At 36.6% G+C, this 18,877-nt stretch carries 14 protein-coding genes; 11 read left to right on the top strand and 3 right to left on the bottom strand.

All coding sequences use genetic code 11. The annotated features are described in order from the left end of the window. Positions 1 to 38: 38 nt before the first annotated feature. Positions 39 to 3,275, bottom strand: a complete 3,237-nt coding sequence (locus PXD56_RS06600) for a S41 family peptidase (RefSeq protein WP_276492548.1) — start codon at positions 3,273 to 3,275, stop codon at positions 39 to 41. A 154-nt stretch (positions 3,276 to 3,429) separates the two neighbouring features. Between PXD56_RS06600 and PXD56_RS06595 the strand changes: the two genes are divergently transcribed. From PXD56_RS06595 to PXD56_RS06555, 9 genes are all read left to right on the top strand, one after another. Further along, positions 3,430 to 4,023: a methyltransferase domain-containing protein gene (locus tag PXD56_RS06595; RefSeq protein ID WP_276492547.1), complete on the top strand. Its 594-nt coding sequence runs from the start codon at positions 3,430 to 3,432 to the stop codon at positions 4,021 to 4,023. Positions 4,024 to 4,688: 665 nt separating this feature from the next. Next, entirely contained in the window at positions 4,689 to 7,925 is a 3,237-nt protein-coding gene (locus PXD56_RS06590) for a VPS10 domain-containing protein (RefSeq protein WP_276492546.1), read from the top strand. A 41-nt stretch (positions 7,926 to 7,966) separates the two neighbouring features. After that, positions 7,967 to 9,931, top strand: a complete 1,965-nt coding sequence (locus PXD56_RS06585; protein WP_276492545.1) for a S9 family peptidase — start codon at positions 7,967 to 7,969, stop codon at positions 9,929 to 9,931. Positions 9,932 to 9,939: 8 nt separating this feature from the next. Then, positions 9,940 to 10,665 carry a DUF2490 domain-containing protein gene (locus PXD56_RS06580; RefSeq protein ID WP_276492544.1) on the top strand — a complete coding sequence of 242 codons (726 nt, stop codon included), beginning with the start codon at positions 9,940 to 9,942 and terminating at the stop codon, positions 10,663 to 10,665. A 28-nt stretch (positions 10,666 to 10,693) separates the two neighbouring features. Continuing rightward, on the top strand, positions 10,694 to 11,326 hold the full coding sequence (locus PXD56_RS06575; protein WP_276492543.1) for a YceI family protein: 633 nt from the start codon (positions 10,694 to 10,696) through the stop codon (positions 11,324 to 11,326). A gap of 153 nt (positions 11,327 to 11,479) precedes the next feature. Beyond that, on the top strand, positions 11,480 to 12,073 hold the full coding sequence (locus tag PXD56_RS06570; protein WP_276492542.1) for a superoxide dismutase family protein: 594 nt from the start codon (positions 11,480 to 11,482) through the stop codon (positions 12,071 to 12,073). A gap of 74 nt (positions 12,074 to 12,147) precedes the next feature. Next, positions 12,148 to 12,684 (top strand): RNA polymerase sigma factor, encoded by a 537-nt coding sequence (locus PXD56_RS06565; RefSeq protein ID WP_276492541.1) that lies wholly within the window; start codon positions 12,148 to 12,150, stop codon positions 12,682 to 12,684. A 1-nt stretch (position 12,685) separates the two neighbouring features. Beyond that, positions 12,686 to 13,480 carry an anti-sigma factor gene (locus PXD56_RS06560; protein ID WP_276492540.1) on the top strand — a complete coding sequence of 265 codons (795 nt, stop codon included), beginning with the start codon at positions 12,686 to 12,688 and terminating at the stop codon, positions 13,478 to 13,480. Between the two features lie 62 nt (positions 13,481 to 13,542). Continuing rightward, the gene (locus PXD56_RS06555) at positions 13,543 to 13,725 is read left to right on the top strand and encodes a hypothetical protein (RefSeq protein ID WP_276492539.1); all 183 of its coding nucleotides are present in this window, start codon (positions 13,543 to 13,545) and stop codon (positions 13,723 to 13,725) included. Between the two features lie 18 nt (positions 13,726 to 13,743). Here PXD56_RS06555 and PXD56_RS06550 read toward each other — a convergent pair whose 3' ends face one another. Then, a complete protein-coding gene (locus tag PXD56_RS06550; protein WP_276492538.1) occupies positions 13,744 to 14,790 on the bottom strand; it encodes a VOC family protein in 1,047 nt (348 codons plus the stop codon). After that, a complete protein-coding gene (locus tag PXD56_RS06545) occupies positions 14,783 to 15,487 on the bottom strand; it encodes a glycosyltransferase (RefSeq protein WP_276492537.1) in 705 nt (234 codons plus the stop codon). Before PXD56_RS06545 ends, PXD56_RS06550 begins: the two co-directional genes overlap by 8 nt. 209 nt (positions 15,488 to 15,696) lie before the next feature. Between PXD56_RS06545 and PXD56_RS06540 the strand changes: the two genes are divergently transcribed. Both PXD56_RS06540 and PXD56_RS06535 read left to right on the top strand, forming a co-directional pair. After that, positions 15,697 to 16,485 carry a DUF547 domain-containing protein gene (locus PXD56_RS06540; protein WP_276492536.1) on the top strand — a complete coding sequence of 263 codons (789 nt, stop codon included), beginning with the start codon at positions 15,697 to 15,699 and terminating at the stop codon, positions 16,483 to 16,485. Positions 16,486 to 16,608: 123 nt separating this feature from the next. Then, positions 16,609 to 18,852, top strand: a complete 2,244-nt coding sequence (locus tag PXD56_RS06535) for an efflux RND transporter permease subunit (RefSeq protein ID WP_276492535.1) — start codon at positions 16,609 to 16,611, stop codon at positions 18,850 to 18,852. The last annotated feature ends 25 nt before the right edge of the window (positions 18,853 to 18,877 follow it).

The following is an 18,877-nucleotide window of genomic DNA, read 5'->3' as shown; positions in this document are numbered from 1 at the left end:
TTATATAATTTGTTTAAAAATAGTAATAATGCAAAGCACTACTCCACCTCTTTCAATAACACTTCTATAGATTTCTCTAATTGCTGATCAATGCCTTTTGCAATGACATCTGGTTGATTTTTAACCATAATTTCTGGGTTGGTCTCGTTGTTTTCCATCCACTCGCCTGCTTTGTTTTTGGCACTTACAGGGACAACGCCCCAAACGCCACCATTTGGTAAACGCTCCCAACCGGCAAAGCTACAGGTACCCGGTACGGGCATACCTACGGTTTTTCCAATCTTTAAATCTACATAGCCACTTGCAAAGCAAGATCCATCACTGTACATAGATTCATTGAACATTGCCAAGGTTGGCTTCGTCCACCTAGAGGTTGGTTCGCCACCTACTACCCTAGATTCTGTTTCATAGGTTAGAAATGGTACACCGGTAAAAAACATTGCCAAATCTGCTACCAAGTCCCCACCGCCATTAAAACGGGTATCTACGATGACCGCTTTTTTATCATTGAATTTCCCCAGCATTTCTTCATAAATGGTACGGTAAGGTCCGTCGCTCATTCCTGGTATGTGGACATAACCCAAGGTTCCGTTACTCTTTTCTAAAACTTCTTTTTCATTGTTCTTTACCCAACGCTCATACAGCAATCTACCTTCTTGTCTAAGTGATATTGGTTTTACCGTAATCTGTTTTTTCTTGCTTTTTTCATCTACAATATCCAATAAGGTAAAATCTCCCGCAATTCGGTTTAAATAACGAGCAATATCAGTTGATTTTGCGATAGTTTCTCCATTTATTTTTTGAATGACCATTCCTGGTTTTATATCAAATCCAGATTTATCTAATGGACCACCTTTGATGACTTCGGTAATTTTTATTCCGTCACCTGTATGTTTATAATCCATATATACACCTAGCGATGCTGTTTGATCGCCATTATCTATATTATCTGAAAATCGACCACCAGCGTGACTCACATTTAGCTCGCCCAGCATTTCTGAAATCATTTCAGAAAACTCGTAGTCATTACCAATATGAGGTAAATACTTTTCATATTCTGTACGTATGGCTTTCCAGTCAATACCATGAAAGGTAGATGTATAAAATATTCCGTTGGTTTTCAACCAAATATGATCAAACATGAACTTACGTTCTGCATCGGCATCTAAAACCATTTCGGCATTTAATTTTACCGGTTCTGTTTTAGCGACTTTGACATCTATTTTAGAAATACTGCCGTCAGATAAAAGAAATAGGTTTTCCTTCTTGGCATCCCACTGTAAACTTGCCGATTTCGCACCTAACGGAATCAACATTTTTGTGCTTTTGGTGCGTATTTCGGTTTCCCATAGGTTGTAATTTTTTTCAAACTTGGTCAAATAGTATAACTTTTCACCATCCTTCGATAATACCGCATCAGATAGTTTAGAAGAGTGTATGGTAAGTCTTGATTTTCTTCGGTCTACATCTTCTAAATTGAACTTTACCGTTTTAACCGCTGTCTCCTCTTTTTTATCCTTTTTGCCTTTCTTCTTTTTATCATCAGATTCTGCATCGCCTTTTTTCTCTTTTGCAGCTTCTTCGATCATTTTTAATAAATCGTACTCTTCCTTGGTATTATTGAATTTATCCCAAGATTCTTGAGTTAAGAACATGCTGTAAACATCGGTTTCAAAAGAACCACTGGTAGCATAACTTTTAAGTCCGTCACGATTTGAGAAATAGATGATCTGACTACCATCATTCACCCATTTAGGAGAAAAATCATAATACCCACTTTGAGTCAAATTTTTACGTTGCTTTCCGTCTTTAGATACTAAAAGCAATTCTGTATTATTTAGCGAAACACTCCAATCAACCAACAGCCATTTACTATCTGGACTCCACTGGTAATATTGATCACCGTCTCGCATATGAATGACTTCATCTGGCGTTAAAATGGTGGTCACTTTTTTTGTTTTTAAATTCTTGACCTTCAATGTTCTTCTGCCTTCCATATAGGCAACATATGTACTATCTGGCGAGAACTCTGGCAAGTAGATATCTTTTTTTGAGGTCACCAATGTATCTTCTTTTATTAAGGTAGATGCAAAGAAATAAGGCTCTTCCTGTCTTACTTTAGATGCCTTAAAAACACTCCATTTACCGTTACGTTCGCTAGAATAAGCTATAGATTTACCGTTGGGCATGAACTTTACAAAACGTTCTTGCTCTGGAGTATTGGTAATACGCTTGGTCAACGAACCATCTACAGATGTTACAAAGACCTCACCCCTACTTATAAAGGCAATTTCCTTACCGTTAGGCGCAACATCCATCTCTTGAACGCCCCCATTTACAGATACATATGATGTAGCATTACTGTCTTCTTGTGTTCTAATTATAATATCTACTTTCTTAGCGCCTTCACCTGCTTTTAGCGTATAAATTTCGCCATCGTAACCAAATGCCAAAGTATTATTACCTATACTTAAAGAGCGTACCGGGTGTGTCTTAAAACTGGTATGCGCCGCAATTTCTGGTGCTCCCGTCAATGACATTGAAAAGACATTGAAAGAGCCTTCTTGCTCGCTTAAATAGTAAATAGCATTGCCGTCTTTTGAAAATACCGGATTACGGTCCTCTCCTTTAAAATTAGTAAGTTGTTTATGCTTTCCGGTGGATGGATCATACGACCAAATATCTCTTGTAATGGCAGATGCATGATGCTTTCTAAACTCGTTCTCATATCCTTTTCTGTCATGATATATCATTTTAGTACCATCAGCATTTACTTGCACATCCTCTACCGGTACGGTCAATACTTGATCTACCCTACCGCCATTTACGGGAACACTATACAATTCTGGTTGTGACCCTGTGGGGTATTGACGATGTTCTGCAATATCTAAACGATTTGCACCAAAAAGAACGGTTGTATCGTCCGCGGAGAAACTAAATGGTTTTTCATCATTACTATGAAACGTTAAACGTGTTGAGGCACCACCTTGAGCATCCATAATATACACATCAAAATTGCCATATCTGTTAGATGCAAAGGCTATTTTTTCTCCACTTTTACTCCAAACCGGCGCATAATCATGTGCGGCATGATAGGTCAATTGTTTTGCCACACCACCATCTACAGTCACGGTGAACAGGTTACCTTTATAAGTAAATGCAATGGTATTACCGTCTGGAGAAATTGCTGGGTAACGTGCCCATTTTGGATTTGTTTGTGCTGTTGAGACATACGTTAGGCATACCGCCAAAGCGGTCAATAATGAGTATTTCATACGTTTACTTAGTTGGTGCTTAGTAGCTTTGAAAGATAGGTATTTGATTTTTCTACGGCAATAAATCTGTGATCAATGGTATTCTATTCTACATAGATGGTAGAAAATTGCTAATTCTAATTAAATTTACTGTGCTAGCAAAAACTATATCACCTTGAAAGAAGAAGAGCATTATTGGACAGAACGGTATAACAATAATAGTACAGGTTGGGACGTTGGCTACCCTTCTACTCCCATAAAAGAATATGTAGACCAATTGGCAGATAAGTCCATAAAAATTTTAATACCGGGAGCCGGAAATGCATATGAAGCAGAGTACCTCTGGAAGGCAGGATTTAAAAATGTTCACATTCTTGATATCTCTGAAATTCCGCTAAAGGAATTTAAAAAGAGGACTCCTGATTTTCCTGAAGAACATATACACCAAGCCGATTTTTTTCAATTTAAAGGTCAGTTTGATTTAATTCTAGAACAAACCTTTTTTTGTTCTTTTCCACCAACGGATAGTAATAGAAATGCATATGCCAAACAGATGGCTCAACTGTTAAAACCGAATGGTAAATTGGCAGGACTTTGGTTCAATATACCACTTACGGGAGATATGGAAAAGCGTCCATTTGGCGGAAACAAAGATCTGTACACCAAATATTTATCACCCTATTTTAAAACGATCACTTTCGATCCTTGTTACAACTCTATTAAGCCTAGACAGGGCAATGAGTTGTTTGGGATATTTCAAGTTCGTTGATGGGGTGTTGGTTGTTGGTTGTTCGTTGTTAGTTGTTAGTTGTTCGTTGTTCGGTCACTTCGGCTACGCTCAGTGACCTTGGTTTACGAGAATCGCATGGTACAACTATTAATAAAAACTGATTTTGCTATTGCCAACTGATACTGTCTACTGGAAACTGAGCACTGTTACTGCGAACTGATACTGCCTACTGAACACACTATCACTTCGGCTACGCTCAGTGACCTTAATCATTATTAGTCAGTTAGAGTGAACTTCGAGGTACAAGAAATTATTATCGAGAACCATCGCATGTTCCAAAGATTCTCGATACCTGCCCGCCGGTAGGCAGGCAACTTTTTAGTTTCCCATACGCTACAACTAAAAAGCCACTCGAACTGACAGTTAAGTAACATAATCAACTATGTAATTATCTACTAAAAACTGCTACTGTGAACTGATACCGACTACTGAAAACTGAGCACTGCTACTGCCAACTGATGCTGCCAACCGAAAACTGAGCACTGCTACTGCGAACTGATACTGCCTACTGACTACTGAGCACTAAACCGCAAAACTGTTAAAGAATTACGGATTCTTTAAAACCGCATACTGTTAACATCCTTTTAAGAATACTTCCCTTTCTTTTCAGCTATTTTTAGAAACCTAACTAACAAACCTCTAAAATGACCAGAAGATTACTCTCCTTGTTGGTGCTTTTTGCATCTGTTTTCGTTTCAGCACAAGATTTCAAAATGGAATTGGCTCAAGACCTTAAACCACGTAACATTGGTCCCGGTGGTATGAGTGGCCGTGTTACCAGTATTGATGTCGTAAATTCCAACCCAGATATAATGTATGTAGGTACCGCTTCTGGCGGATTATGGAAATCTACTTCTGGTGGTATAAAATGGGAACCTATTTTTGATAATGAAGTCACTGCATCGATTGGTGCCGTTGCTATACAACAAAGTAATCCGTCCGTGATTTGGGCAGGTACAGGTGAAGGTAACCCTAGAAATAGCTTAAACGGTGGCTACGGAGTATACAAATCTCTTGATGGCGGTAAAACCTGGAAATCTATGGGTCTTGAAAAAACAAGACACATCCATAGAATAAAAATAGACCCAATGAACCCTAATACGGTTTATGTAGGTGCTATTGGTTCTCCGTGGGGCGAACACCCTGAGCGTGGCGTATTTAAAACAACCGATGGTGGCGAAACTTGGGAGAAAGTACTTTTCGTAAACAATAAAACAGGAGTTGCCGATTTAATCATGGATCCTACCAACCCTAACAAGCTAATTGCTGCCATGTGGGAACACAAGCGTGAGCCTTGGTTCTTTAACTCAGGCGGTTCTGGTAGTGGTTTATACATTACCCACGACGGTGGTAAAAACTGGAAAAAATTAAGCGAGGAAGATGGATTACCTGCTGGCGATTTGGGTAGAATTGGTGTTGCTATAGCTCATGGAAAACCTGATGTTATTTATGCCTTGGTTGAAGCTAAAAAGAATGCACTTTACAAATCTGAGGATGGCGGCTTTAAATGGAAAAAAGTAAATGATAAAAGTGATATCGGCAACAGACCTTTCTACTACTCTGAAATTTATGTAGATCCTGAAAATGAAAACAGGGTATTCTCTGTATTTACCTACGTAAATGTATCGCAAGATGGTGGTAAGAGCTTTACGCAACTAATGCCGGCATACCGTGCAGATAACGGGGTACACCCTGATCACCATGCCTTCTGGATTCACCCTGAAAACGGACAGTTTATGATGGATGGTAATGATGGCGGACTGAATATTTCTAAAGATGGCGGAAAAACGTGGCGCTTTGTAGGTAACCTACCCGTAGCGCAATTTTATCACATTGCAACAGATAACGAATATCCTTATAATGTATACGGTGGTATGCAAGATAATGGTAGCTGGAGAGGTCCTGCATATGTTTGGAAAGCTCAAGGTATTCGTAATAGTTACTGGCAAGAAATTAGTTTTGGCGATGGTTTTGATGTTGTTCCTGATCCTGTAGATTCTAGATATGGTTATACTATGAGTCAGCAAGGTAACGTTCAACGCTTTGACCATGTTACGGGTGACAATTATATAGTACGCCCTACTCCACCAGATGCAGATACTCAACTTCGTTTTAACTGGAACTCGGCAATTAGCCAAGATCCTTTCGATAACAGTACCGTATATTTTGGTAGTCAGTTTGTACATAAGAGTACTGATAAGGCATTGACATGGAAAGTGATTTCTCCAGATTTAACAACCAATGACCCAGAAAAGCAAAAGCAAAGCGAAAGCGGCGGTTTATCTATGGATGCTACCGGAGCTGAAAATCACACTACTATATTAGTCATTGAACCATCACCTGTTGAAAAAGATATGCTATGGACAGGTTCGGATGACGGTCGTGTTCATTACACTCAAAACGGTGGTGCAACTTGGATAGATGTTACCGCAAACATTAAAGGATTACCTAAAGGAAGCTGGATTCCGCAAATAAAAGCTTCTACACGTAATAAAGGTGAAGCGTTATTAATTGCCAACGATTATAGAAGATTCAATTATACACCATATGCATATAGAACTAAAGATTATGGTAAAAGCTGGACAAGAATCGTTGATGCTACAGATGTAGAAAGCTATACCTTATCTATTATTGAAGATCCTGAAAATCCTAATTTACTATTTTTAGGGACTGATGACGGCTTATATATTTCTTTGAATGCCGGTGAAAAATGGCAGAAATGGACAGAAGGTTTCCCTACTGTTTCTACTAAAGATTTAGCTATTCACCCAAGAGAGCATGATTTGGTAATAGGTACATTTGGTAGAGCTGCGTGGGTATTAGATGATATTCGCCCACTACGTGCACTGGCATCAGACGCTAGCATCCTGAACAAGGAAATTGAACTATTTACCCCACCAACTGCATATCAGGCAGCTTATCAACAACCAACCGGTAGTCGTTTTGGCGCTGATGGTTTATACCAAGGCGAGAACAGAAAGTCTGGCGCTATGATTACCTATTACTTAAAAGAAGGTAAAAAAGCCAAGAAAAAAGAGAAATCCAAAAAGGATAAAAAAGAAGGTGCATCCGAAGAAAAAACTGAGAAAAAAGACGATGCTGTTAAGTTAACGGGCGTGCAAAAGAAAGATTCTGTTCAATTTGATTTTTATGATGGCGATAGGTTAATTCGCACCCTAAAATACAAGACTCCTGAAAAAGCCGGTTTCCATAGAATCTACTGGAGAATGGATGAAAAAGGAGCTGATAGACCTTCTAGAAAAGTAATTACCAAGAAAAGGGAATCTGGCGGACTTGATGTTAAGCCCGGTACCTACACGATAAAAATGCTTTATGGTGAAATGGAAGAAGAAACGACAATTACGGTAGCTTCAGACCCTCGTTTAGATGTTTCTGCAGTAGCAATCAATGAAGCATATGAAAACGGCAAGGTTTTACAATCTTACATGCAAACGGCAGCAGATGCAGTACAGCAATTGGCAAAAAGCAAAGAGGTTGCTGAAAAATTTCAGAAAGATTTGAAAAAGGAAGATGATAAAAAATACAAGGAACAGATAAAATCATCTAAAGATATCATTAAACAAATAGATTCCGTTACCGCTCTATATCTTGGTAAAGTAGACAAAAGACAAGGTATTACGCGTAGTAAAGAAATGACGGTAATGCAACGTTTACAAATTGCAAGACGCTACGTAGGATCTAGAAAAGCAGGAATGACCGCTACGGAAAAGCAATTAATGCAATTTGCAAAAGACGAGCTAGAGACGGCGTTACAGAAGACCAACACCTTCTTTTCTACCGATTGGAAAGACTATCAATCTTCCATGAACAGCTTAGAACTTTCTCCGTTCAAAGAGGTTGAATCTTTTAGTTTAGAATAAAATTTGTACTATATAAGAATGCTCATTTAAAACCATTTATTATGAAAAAACTACTCGCTTGTTTTGCCATAGCTCTTATTTGGAGTTGTACCGAAAAAAAGGAAGAACCTAAGGAAGAGCAAAAAGAGATGGAAATCTCTAAAATTCCTGATCAATACTCTATTAAACAAATGATGGACAATGAAGCTATTTCTGGTGGTAGTTTTTATCATAATAATTCTAAATTATTGGTCTCTAGCAATAGATCTGGCATTTACAATATGTACAGCGTTTCTACAAAGGGCGGAGAGTTAATACCGATAACGCAATCAGACAGTGCATCAATCTTTGCTATTTCTTATTTCCCTAGAGATGAGCGCATACTTTTTAGTATGGATGGTAATGGCGATGAGATCTATCATATTTACGTACGTAACCTTAATGGAAGCCATACAGACCTTACTCCTACAAAGGGTGCAAGGGCTAGTTTTAAGGGTTGGGCAGAAGACAAACAAAGTTTCTTTTTTACGTCTAACAAAAGAGATTCTAGATACATGGATCTCTATCAGATGGATTTTCTTAACTATTCACCAAAACTTGTTTACAAGAATGAAGATGGGTATGATATTGGCAACCTTAGCAAAGATCAAAAATACCTTACCCTGACAAAGTCATTAAATACAAATGATTCTGACTTATTCCTGTATGACCTTTCTGCAAAGAAAAAAATCAAGATCAATAAAACGCAAAGTGCCAATAGCAGTCAAGATTTTTCTCCTGCAGGTGATGAACTTTATTACACTACAGACGAAGGCAGTGAGTTTTCATACTTGATGAAATATAATATTGCTACGGGTAAAACCGATAAAGTGATTTCACGCGACTGGGATATTTTAGGAAGCTATTTTACCGAGAACGGAACCTACTTGGTTACCTATATTAATGAAGATGCAAAAAATACCATAGAGGTAATGGATGTTGCCACTATGAAAAACATTGATTTACCGGCTTTTGATGCCATGGCAATAACAAATGTAGATTTTTCAAATGATGAAAAATGGATGCGTTTTTATGCTGGTGGCTCACATACGCCAAGTAATTTATATGTTTATAATTTAGAAACTAAAGAGCAGAAGCAATTAACAGATGTACTGAATCCTGAAATTAAAACTGAGGATCTTGTTGCTGCAGAAGTTATTCGCTACAAATCTTTTGACGGAGTAGAGATTCCTGCAATTTATTACAAACCGCACCAAGCAAATGCCAATGCAAAAGTACCTGCACTTGTATGGGTTCACGGAGGACCGGGCGGACAAAGCCGTCAAAATTTCAGTTCTTTTATTCAATACCTTACCAACCATGGTTATGCCGTACTAGCAGTAAATAATAGAGGTAGCAGTGGTTATGGAAAAACGTTTTATCAAATGGACGATTTAAACCATGGTGACAAAGATTTAAAAGATTGCGTAGAAGGCAAAAACTGGCTTGCGGCACAACCAGAAATAGATGCCAATAAAATAGGAATTATTGGTGGTTCTTACGGTGGTTATATGACTATGGCCGCATTGACCTATACTCCAGAAGAATTTGCCGTTGGGGTAAATTTATTTGGCGTTACCAATTGGATACGAACACTAAAGAGTATACCGCCATGGTGGGAGTCTTTTAAAGATGCTCTTTATTTAGAACTTGGCGACCCGTATAGTGCAGACTCGGTTCGTTTAAAAGAAATATCACCTCTTTTCCATACTGATAAAGTGACCAAACCCTTAATTGTTTTACAAGGTTCACAAGATCCACGGGTGCTACAAGTAGAATCTGATGAGATTGTCGCAGGTGTAAAAAAGAACGGAGTTCCCGTAGAATATGTGCTGTTTGAAGATGAAGGACATGGTTTTGTCAAAAAAGAAAATCAAATAGAGGCATACAGCAGGGTATTAGATTTTTTAGATTTGTATTTAAAGAAAGATAAAGCCACCCCGATCGAGGCGGATGAAAATAAATCTAAAACTAGAGTTACACCTTAAATTTAAGAATGAAGAAAGTTATTACGTTACTGGTATTATTAGCAACAATTACGCAAACCAATGCACAAAGTGAAATTACCGGTGAAGACGATTTTGGTAGTTGGTTCATGTATTTTGGCACTAATAAAATAGCTGATAAGTGGAGTATACATACTGAAGCTCAGTTTAGATACTACGAAATGGCGAGTAATTTTAATCAATTGTTATTGAGAACCGGGGTTAATTATCATATCAACCCCAATGCAATTGCCACTTTAGGTTACGGATTTATTGATACCGACCCTACCTTTAGAGAATTTGATATTCTAGGTGATGATGCCATTTTTGAAAATAATTCAATTTCAGAGCACCGTATTTTTGAGCAGTTCATTCTTAAGAACAAAGTATGGGAATTTAAGTTTGAGCATCGCTATCGTTTAGAACAGCGCTTTGTTCAAAACAATGCCACTGGTATCAGCAATACGTTACACCGAGCTCGCTACAGAATTCAAATGACCTTACCCCTAACCGATATTTTTTTCTTGAATTTTTATGATGAAATTTTCATTAACCTACAAGACGATGCTTTTGGTCAAAACCGAGCATACACAGCGTTGGGAGTGAATGTTACCGAAGATTTAAGTATGCAATTTGGGTATTTAAAAAATCATTTTAGTGAAACTAATTTTGATCGTTTTCAAGTAGGCTTATTTTATAATACTGATTTGCGTGGCATTTTTAAAAAGAAGAAGTAAATTTATACTATAATTAAAACACATTATCATGAAAAAAATAGCACTTACATTCGCTAGTGCACTTTTAATTGTTTTTGCAAGTTGTAAAGACGCTAAGAAAAGTGAAGAATCTAAAAGCGTTGAAGCTACAAGCGAAGCAACTGAAATGTTCAGCTTAGTACAAGATTCAACAAAAGTAAGTTTTACCGCTTACAAGACAACAGATAAGGTACCTGTTGGCGGAATGTTCAAAAAGATAAACTTTACAAAAACCAATAGCGGTGCAACTGCTATGGAAACTTTAAACGGAACTGAGTTTAGTATACCTGTTAGTAGCTTATTCACTAACGACCCAACGGGAACAAGAGACCCTAAATTATTGGAATTTTTCTTTGGCGTACTGAAGGATACTGAATTGATCTCTGGTGTTTTTAAAGCTGACGGAGACAAAAGCTCTATTGATGTTACCTTGAACGGAGAAACACAGAACATTCCGCTTGCATACGAAATGAACGGTGATAAAATTACATTTACAGGTACAATGGATTTAGCAAACTGGAATGCTATGGATGCCGTTGCTTCTATAAACAAAGCTTGTGAAATTTTACATACCGGTAAAGATGGTGTTAGTAAAACATGGAGCGAGGTTGCCGTTAAAGCAGAGGTGCTATTGACAAAATAAAAAGATTAATTTTTACTTTATAAAAGGAGGAGCCCAAGAGCTCCTCCTTTTTTTTTGCCTTTAAAGAAAAAAAGGATTGCTCATATCATGTAAACATTTGACTGTGATTGATTTATATAATAATTTAACATCTCAAAATAAAAAATGAGCAAAATGAAAATATTTAAAATTGAATTAACGCTATTGGTACTATTAGTTGCCTTTAGTTGTAAAGAGGTTAAAAAAGAGGCTTCTGAAGCCAAAGAAGAAGTTGAAGAATTAATGGATGAAGCCAAGGCAGAAATGAATGACGACGAAACTGTTGTGAAATTTATGCTTGAACCTAAAAGTGATAGTAATGTAAAGGGTGAAGTAACATTTACCCAAGATGATGACGAGGTAGAAATGGTAGCTATGCTATCTGGTTTGTCTGAAGGCGAGCATGCTATTCATATTCACCAAACAGCGGATTGTACTGCAGCAGATGGATCTTCTGCGGGAGGGCATTGGAACCCAACCAATGAACCACATGGTAAATGGGGTGCCTCTGAAGGGTACCACAAAGGGGATATTGGAAACTTTACCGCTGATGCAGATGGTAATGCAAAAGTTGAATTTGAAACAGAAGAATGGTGTATTGGCTGTGATGATGAAAACAAGAATATTTTAGGTAAAGGTGTAATTGTTCACCAAGGTGTGGATGACTATACTTCACAGCCTAGTGGTGCCGCTGGTGCACGTGTTAGTTGTGCAGGTATTATTGAATAGAGTTAATAATGTTATGAATAAAAGCTGTTCTTGAAACAGCTTTTTTTATTTTTAACCGATTTTAAAATTTACTTATGCAACTAGACCAGTTGGTTGATCAGTTTAAAAAGAAAGACCCCTCGGCTTTTGAAAAGCTATATGGCATGTATAGCGATAATATATGTGGTGTAATAAACACTATCGTTAAGAACGATGCACGTTCGCAAGAAATTTGTCAAGATGTATTTGTTAAAATATGGAACAATTGCCATAGCTATAATTCCTCTAAAGGTCGATTTTTTACATGGGTCCTAAATATTGCACGTAATGCGGCTATCGATGAAATACGCAGTAGGTCGTATAAAAATGAAAAAAAGAACCTTAGTGCAGATTACTTCGTAAATATTTTACAGAACAAGCAAGAGGAAGAAACTACCAACGTAGACACCAAAGGAGTAAGAACCCTCGTTAAAAATTTAAAGGAAAAATGTGTTCAGATCATTGAACTGTTATACTTTAGAGGATACACTCAAAAAGATGCTGCCGAAGAATTGGAAATTCCGATCGGTACTGTAAAAACAAGAAATAGAAGTTGCATTTCCCAATTAAGGGAAAATATGGCCGTAAAATAGTATGGATGTAGAAAAATACATAGCATCAGGGATTTTGGAGCTTTATATAGCTGGTACACTTTCAGAAAAAGAAAATCTTGAAATTGCCAACTATGCTAAAGAATATCCGCAAATTCAAAAAGAAATAGAAGCAATTGAAGCAGCTGTTTTAGAGTTGTCGCAAAAAGCATCGCCAGGTTATAACTATTCGTTTAATGCATTGATGAATAGAATTAATGGTGACGTTAAAGTTGTAGATATTAACGAAAAACGTAGTTCGCCATTCTTATCATACATTGGTTGGGCGGCATCTGTTCTATTGGCTGTTGGGCTTTTCTGGATGTATCAGCAGAATCAAGATTTAAAGTCTGATATTGAAGTCGTTGAAAAGCAAAATATTGATTTAGAACAACAAATTGCAGACACGGACTCCTCTTTGGAACAGACTCAAGATTTATTGAATACGTTGCGCGACCAAAACATTAGTGTGATTGCATTGGGCGGGCAAGAAGTGTCACCTACGTCATACGCGAAAGCGTATTGGAACAAGGAAGATCAAAAGGTATTTATAGATGCCAAAGGATTACCTGAACCACCAGATGGTTTTGTTTACCAAGTATGGTCTCTTAAACTATCACCGCTAACACCTACTAGTATGGGTCTGCTAGAAGATTTTGCTACGGATGAAAATAAAGTATTTGCTTTGAACAACCCGAACGAATCTGAAGCATTCGGTATTACCTTAGAACCTGCTGGTGGTAGTGAATCACCAACATTAGAGCAACTATATACACTTGGTGTAGTACTGGCTTCGTAAAGAATTAAAGTATAATTGGGCAGTTTTAAAAAACTGCCCAATTTTTTTATTATTTTTCCGCCATGGATTTAAAGAAACTTTTTGGAACCGTTTTAACCTTGTTAGGTATTGGCGGACTTGTTTATACTGCTATATTATTTGGAAATAGTACTGGTACTACAAAACAGCTTATCGTTTTTGGTGTATTAGGCGCTATATTTTTCTTCTCTGGAATAGGATTAATTAGAAATACCGGTAAAAGTTAAAACAGATATTGTTCTAACTTATTTATCTTTTTTTACGCGGTGTAGTCTTAAACTTTTAACCAACCATTTTGGTAAAGTTTTATGCGGATTCCTTTTTTTAAGGTTTAAGTACAATCCCACGGACTTAAGTATAGGAACTTTATGTGTTTCTACCAATTCTATTAAGGTACCATCAGGATCTTCCATATAACTAAAATGACCTGCGGCATCGCCCATATCAAAACTATTGGCGCTGTCTACCGTAAAAGGATAGTTTTGCTGTTTTGCTTTTTCTCTAATTGACCCCATACCAGAAACATCAAAGCAAAGATGAATATACCCTAAATCTCCCCACAATCTATTTTCAAATATCTTTACGGTAGTTCTATCCAAAACCTGAATTAGTTCTAATTGTGTAGGTCCTAGAAGGTCTCCGAACCCGCCAACAGATGTTCGTTCTTGCGAGAGAATTACCCTTCTATATTTTTCACTGGTATTATATTTTTCTAGTGTTTCAACATTATCATAAGCTATCACCGTATACCCTAGCATTGTACTATAAAACTTGATTGAAGTCTCTATATTACTAACGCCAATTACGGCACCTAGTACTCCCCCATTTCTTGAAGGTTCTTTACAAAAAATGTAATGATCTTCAACCATTTGTACCCTATTACCAAAAGGATCGGTAAAGTAGAAATATGTATCATTAGATTTGGTGATATCCGAAAGATGCATAACCGCAACACTATTTAAATATGTATGCATTTCATTCAGATTTTTACATCTAATTTTCATGGCATAAATACCTAAATCCCCAAATTGAATGCTTTTGCTTGGCGGTTGAGGCACCCTATCCTTAAATTGCCAAATTTCCAATCCTCCGCCGCCGGTCATGTTCAATGATAAATAGGCTTCACGTTTCTCTGCATTACCATTAGTATATTTTGTCATCAAGGCGGCAACCGCCTCATCTTCAAATAACAAAATATCAAAATTTAAGTGCTTTCTATACCAGTTGAATACATTTTTAACATCGAGAACTCCTATCCCAATTTGTTGAATTCCGTTTATAATCTCATCCATTATATGGGGTACGTATCAATTTGTTATGAAGCGTTTTTAGTTTCTTGCCTGGATAGCCAAATTTAAAAAGTACCACCAAAAGAAAGTTAGAAAGGTTTACACGCAAATAAGAGTTAGACTCATATTTGCGAGCAGAAACTATCAAGTCATTTTTAACGATTGTATAAGGGATATTGTCCTTTTTCATCCGACGGAAAAACTCAAAATCCTCCATTAGAACTTGCTCTTCATCAAACTTTCCTAATTGATTAAAGGCTTCTCTTTTTATAAAGAGACATTGATCACCACCACCGGTAAATAACCCGTCTTTAGCAGTAAACGCTGCGTTTATGCGTAAGTACCATGCATCTTTATCAAACTTGTATGAAAAGAACCCGGCATCAAACCCATTCTGTAAACTATTTAAAATATCATCAATGAATCCAATAGGTGGCACTACATCGGCATGTAAAAAAACAAATATATTACCTAACGCTATTTTAGAAGCTTCGTTCATTTGAGCCGCCCTACCTTTTTGTTTACAACGCAATAATTTTACTTTCTCGCTACAATCTAAATACTCAATATCATCAGTATTACCGGGAGATACTGCAATAATAATTTCTATAAGTTTTTCATGTTCTAAAAAACAGGCTACCTTAAATAGCCGTTGTAAATTATTAAATTCGTTATGTGCCGGTATTATTATACTTATCATAAATGGTCAAGTCTTTGCATATAGAAATTACTATGATATTTAACTCATATTTCTATTCATGACTTACCTACGTAAGTTGGGAATAATAGTTTTAAAACCCATTACATTTTTATAAAAATGTTAACGTAATCAATTGAATAAATAAACGACCAAGGTTTCACAAACCTTTTAACTACCATTACGTAGATATGGTAACCTAAACTATTATTATGAAATTAAAAATCTCTTTTCTTGTAACTATACTGGCTATACTTTTTATGGCCAAGACAGATGTGCAAGCACAAGTTGATACTACTTCTGATACTGATTTTAATGAATTATCAGAAACCTTCTTAAAAAGGATCATTGACAAAAAAGACACACAAGACCTACAAGACATTTTAGCGAATAGTTCTATTGCAGAATTAGACAATGCACTAGATACCAATGATAAACGCCTGGCTTTTTGGCTAAATATCTACAATGCCTATATACAAGTCATTTTAGAAAAAAATCCTGAATTATATGATGATCGTGGTACCTTTTTTAAACTAGAGCAGATTAAGATTGCAGGTGAGATGGTATCTTTTGCTAAAATTGAACACGGCATCATTAGAAAATCTCAATGGGAATATGGTTTAGGTTATATCCGCAAATGGTTTCCTGGTAAATTTGAGCGTAAGCTAAGAGTCAACAAGCCTGTTTTTAACGTTCACTTTGCCTTAAATTGTGGCGCTAAAGATTGCCCGCCTGTTGCTATATATAAATGGCAACGTTTACAAGAGCAATTAAATATTGGCACAAAAAGACTTTTAGAGAAAACCAGCACCTACAATAGCGAAACTAATGTAGTCAAGGTTACCTCATTATTCAGTTGGTTTAGAGGGGATTTTGGCGGTAAAAGCGGTATTAAGAAAATACTGAAAGCCAATGAGATTATACCTTCTACCAAAGGTGTTGATATAGAGTACACCAATTACGATTGGACCTTATACCTTGATAATTTTATTGACCTATAGTTATTATACTGTAGTAAGAGCGATGTAGGTTTAATAAAAACTTCATCGCTCTTATTTTATTCTTTTTACCAAGATTATCTTGAAGAATGGTAACTTTGTACCAGAATAGATTTATATTTTTCTATGAAGGTTAACTTTGGCTTTCTTAAAAAGCTTTTCATTGTATTATTTATCCTATTAGGTGTATTGGCTGCCTCTAAATTGGAAGAACTCCGATTTTCTTTTGATTTTAGCCAGTTCTTTCCAGAAGAAGATCCAGATTTAGCCTTTTATGACGATTATGTAGAAGAGTTTGGAACCGACGACAATTTTTTACTTATTGCCGTAAAAAACGACCCCAATGTATTTCAACAAGAGTTTCTTAATAATTTTAAGGCATTTTCAGAAGAAAGTAAGAACTTTACCCATGTTCTGGAAAGTAGTTCTTTAGTAACACTCTCCTACCCGCTTAAAACTTCATTTGGCTATACAACATTACCGATTATACATATTGACGACCCTTCTCAATACCAAAAAGATTGGGATAAGATTAAAGAAGATTCCCTTTTTGTAAACGTACTTGTAGACGAAAAACGAAAATCGTTGGTCTTAGCATTAGAGACCGAAGATAACCTAGATTATAAACAATCTGAACTTCTTTTAAATAGTATTAGAACGTCATTAAAGGAGCACAATTTACCCGATTACCACATTTTAGGAAGAGCCTTTTTCTATGAAGCCATTGTTGAAATGCAGAAGAGCGAAGTGCTTACCACCACCATTGTAGCCTCTATTTTGGTTTTTATAATTCTACTATTGGTGTACAGAAGCATGCCCGTAGTACTTATATCGGTTTTTTCCATTGCCATGTCACTGTTACTGTTTATGGGCTTATTGGGCTGGTTAGGCAAAGAATTGAATGCCATGGCCGCTTTCTACCCGGTGCTCATGCTCATTGTAGGTACATCTGATGTTATTCACCTTACGGACAGTTATATAAGAAAATTACAAACGGGTATACCACGATACAAAGCAATTACCTCTTCTCTGAAAGAAGTAGGTATGACCACCTTACTAACTTCTATAACCACTGCAGTAGGTTTTGTAACATTACTTTCTTCTAGATTGGTAAGTATTCAAGAATTTGGCATCAATGCAGCTATTGGTGTTCTAGTAGCTTATATCACCGTTATTTTCTTAACAGGTTCCTTATTGATTTTTCTACCGGAAAAATCACTGATAGGTCGCAGAAGTATTTCTGAAAACTGGGTAAACTATCTTTTAAAAGTAAACACGTTCACTAAAAACTATCCCAAGTCTATTATAGTAGGAACAGTTGTTTTTACAGCGCTTTGCATATTGGGTATTTACATGGTACAAACCAATCAGGAATTAAAGAATACACTACCTGCAAAAAGTAAAATAGCCCAAGACTTTGATTACTTTCAAAGTAACTTTTCTGGATTTAGACCATTGGAAATCGCGGTAATGAGCACTGAAGGCAATAAGGTTACAGATTTTAAAGTAGCGCAAGAAATAGAAAAGCTTTTGGTTTATTTAAAAACCTTTGAAAGTATAGGTAACGTACAATCGTCCAATCTACCTTATAAAATTTTTAATAAAGCGAACAACCTTAATAGCGCCGCCTATTTTGCATTACCTAACAACGAAAAAACCTTTTTAAAATATCAAAAAGATACGCGTAAACTTGCTCGAAAGCAGTTAGCAAAATTCGTTAATGCGGACGAAACAATTGCCCGTATAAACGGTAGATTACAAGATATTGGTACGGATAACCTTAAAATTGTTTACGACGATATCGATCATTTTGCCAAAACCAAATTAGATACTTCTATTGTTACAATAAAGGTCACCGGTAAAAGTATTCTATTGGACAAAAATTCTGAATATATTAGAAGTAGCCTTTTAGAGGGCCTACTTTACGGATTGTTAGTAATTGGAGTGATTATGGCCTTTGTTTTTAGAGATGTCAAAATCTTCCTTATTTCACTTGTACCCAATGTATTGCCCATACTATTTGCTGGTGGTATGCTGGGGTTTTTAGGAATTCCGCTTGAGGCTTCACTCTCTGTGGTATTCGCCATTGTATTTGGTATTGCCGTTGATGATACCATTCACTTTCTAGGAAAGTACAAATTAGGTATTAGCCAAGGACTGGATAAAGAAGCCGCTCTTGAAAAAACTTTTGCACAAACAGGTAGAGCACTAGTTATTACGACCATAATTCTTTTCTTCGGATTTATGGTAATGCTATTTTCTATTCATCAACCTAGTGTAACTATTGGGCTTATCATTAGTGTAACCCTAGTAACCGCCTTGATACTAGATTTACTACTGTTGCCAGTACTGCTAAGAAAATTGATTTAGATAGAGCTCTTTGTGCGATCTAATG

The sequence above is a fragment of the Maribacter zhoushanensis genome (assembly GCF_029350975.1).
Classification (GTDB): domain Bacteria; phylum Bacteroidota; class Bacteroidia; order Flavobacteriales; family Flavobacteriaceae; genus Maribacter; species Maribacter zhoushanensis.
This window is presented reverse-complemented; position numbering and strand designations above follow the sequence as displayed.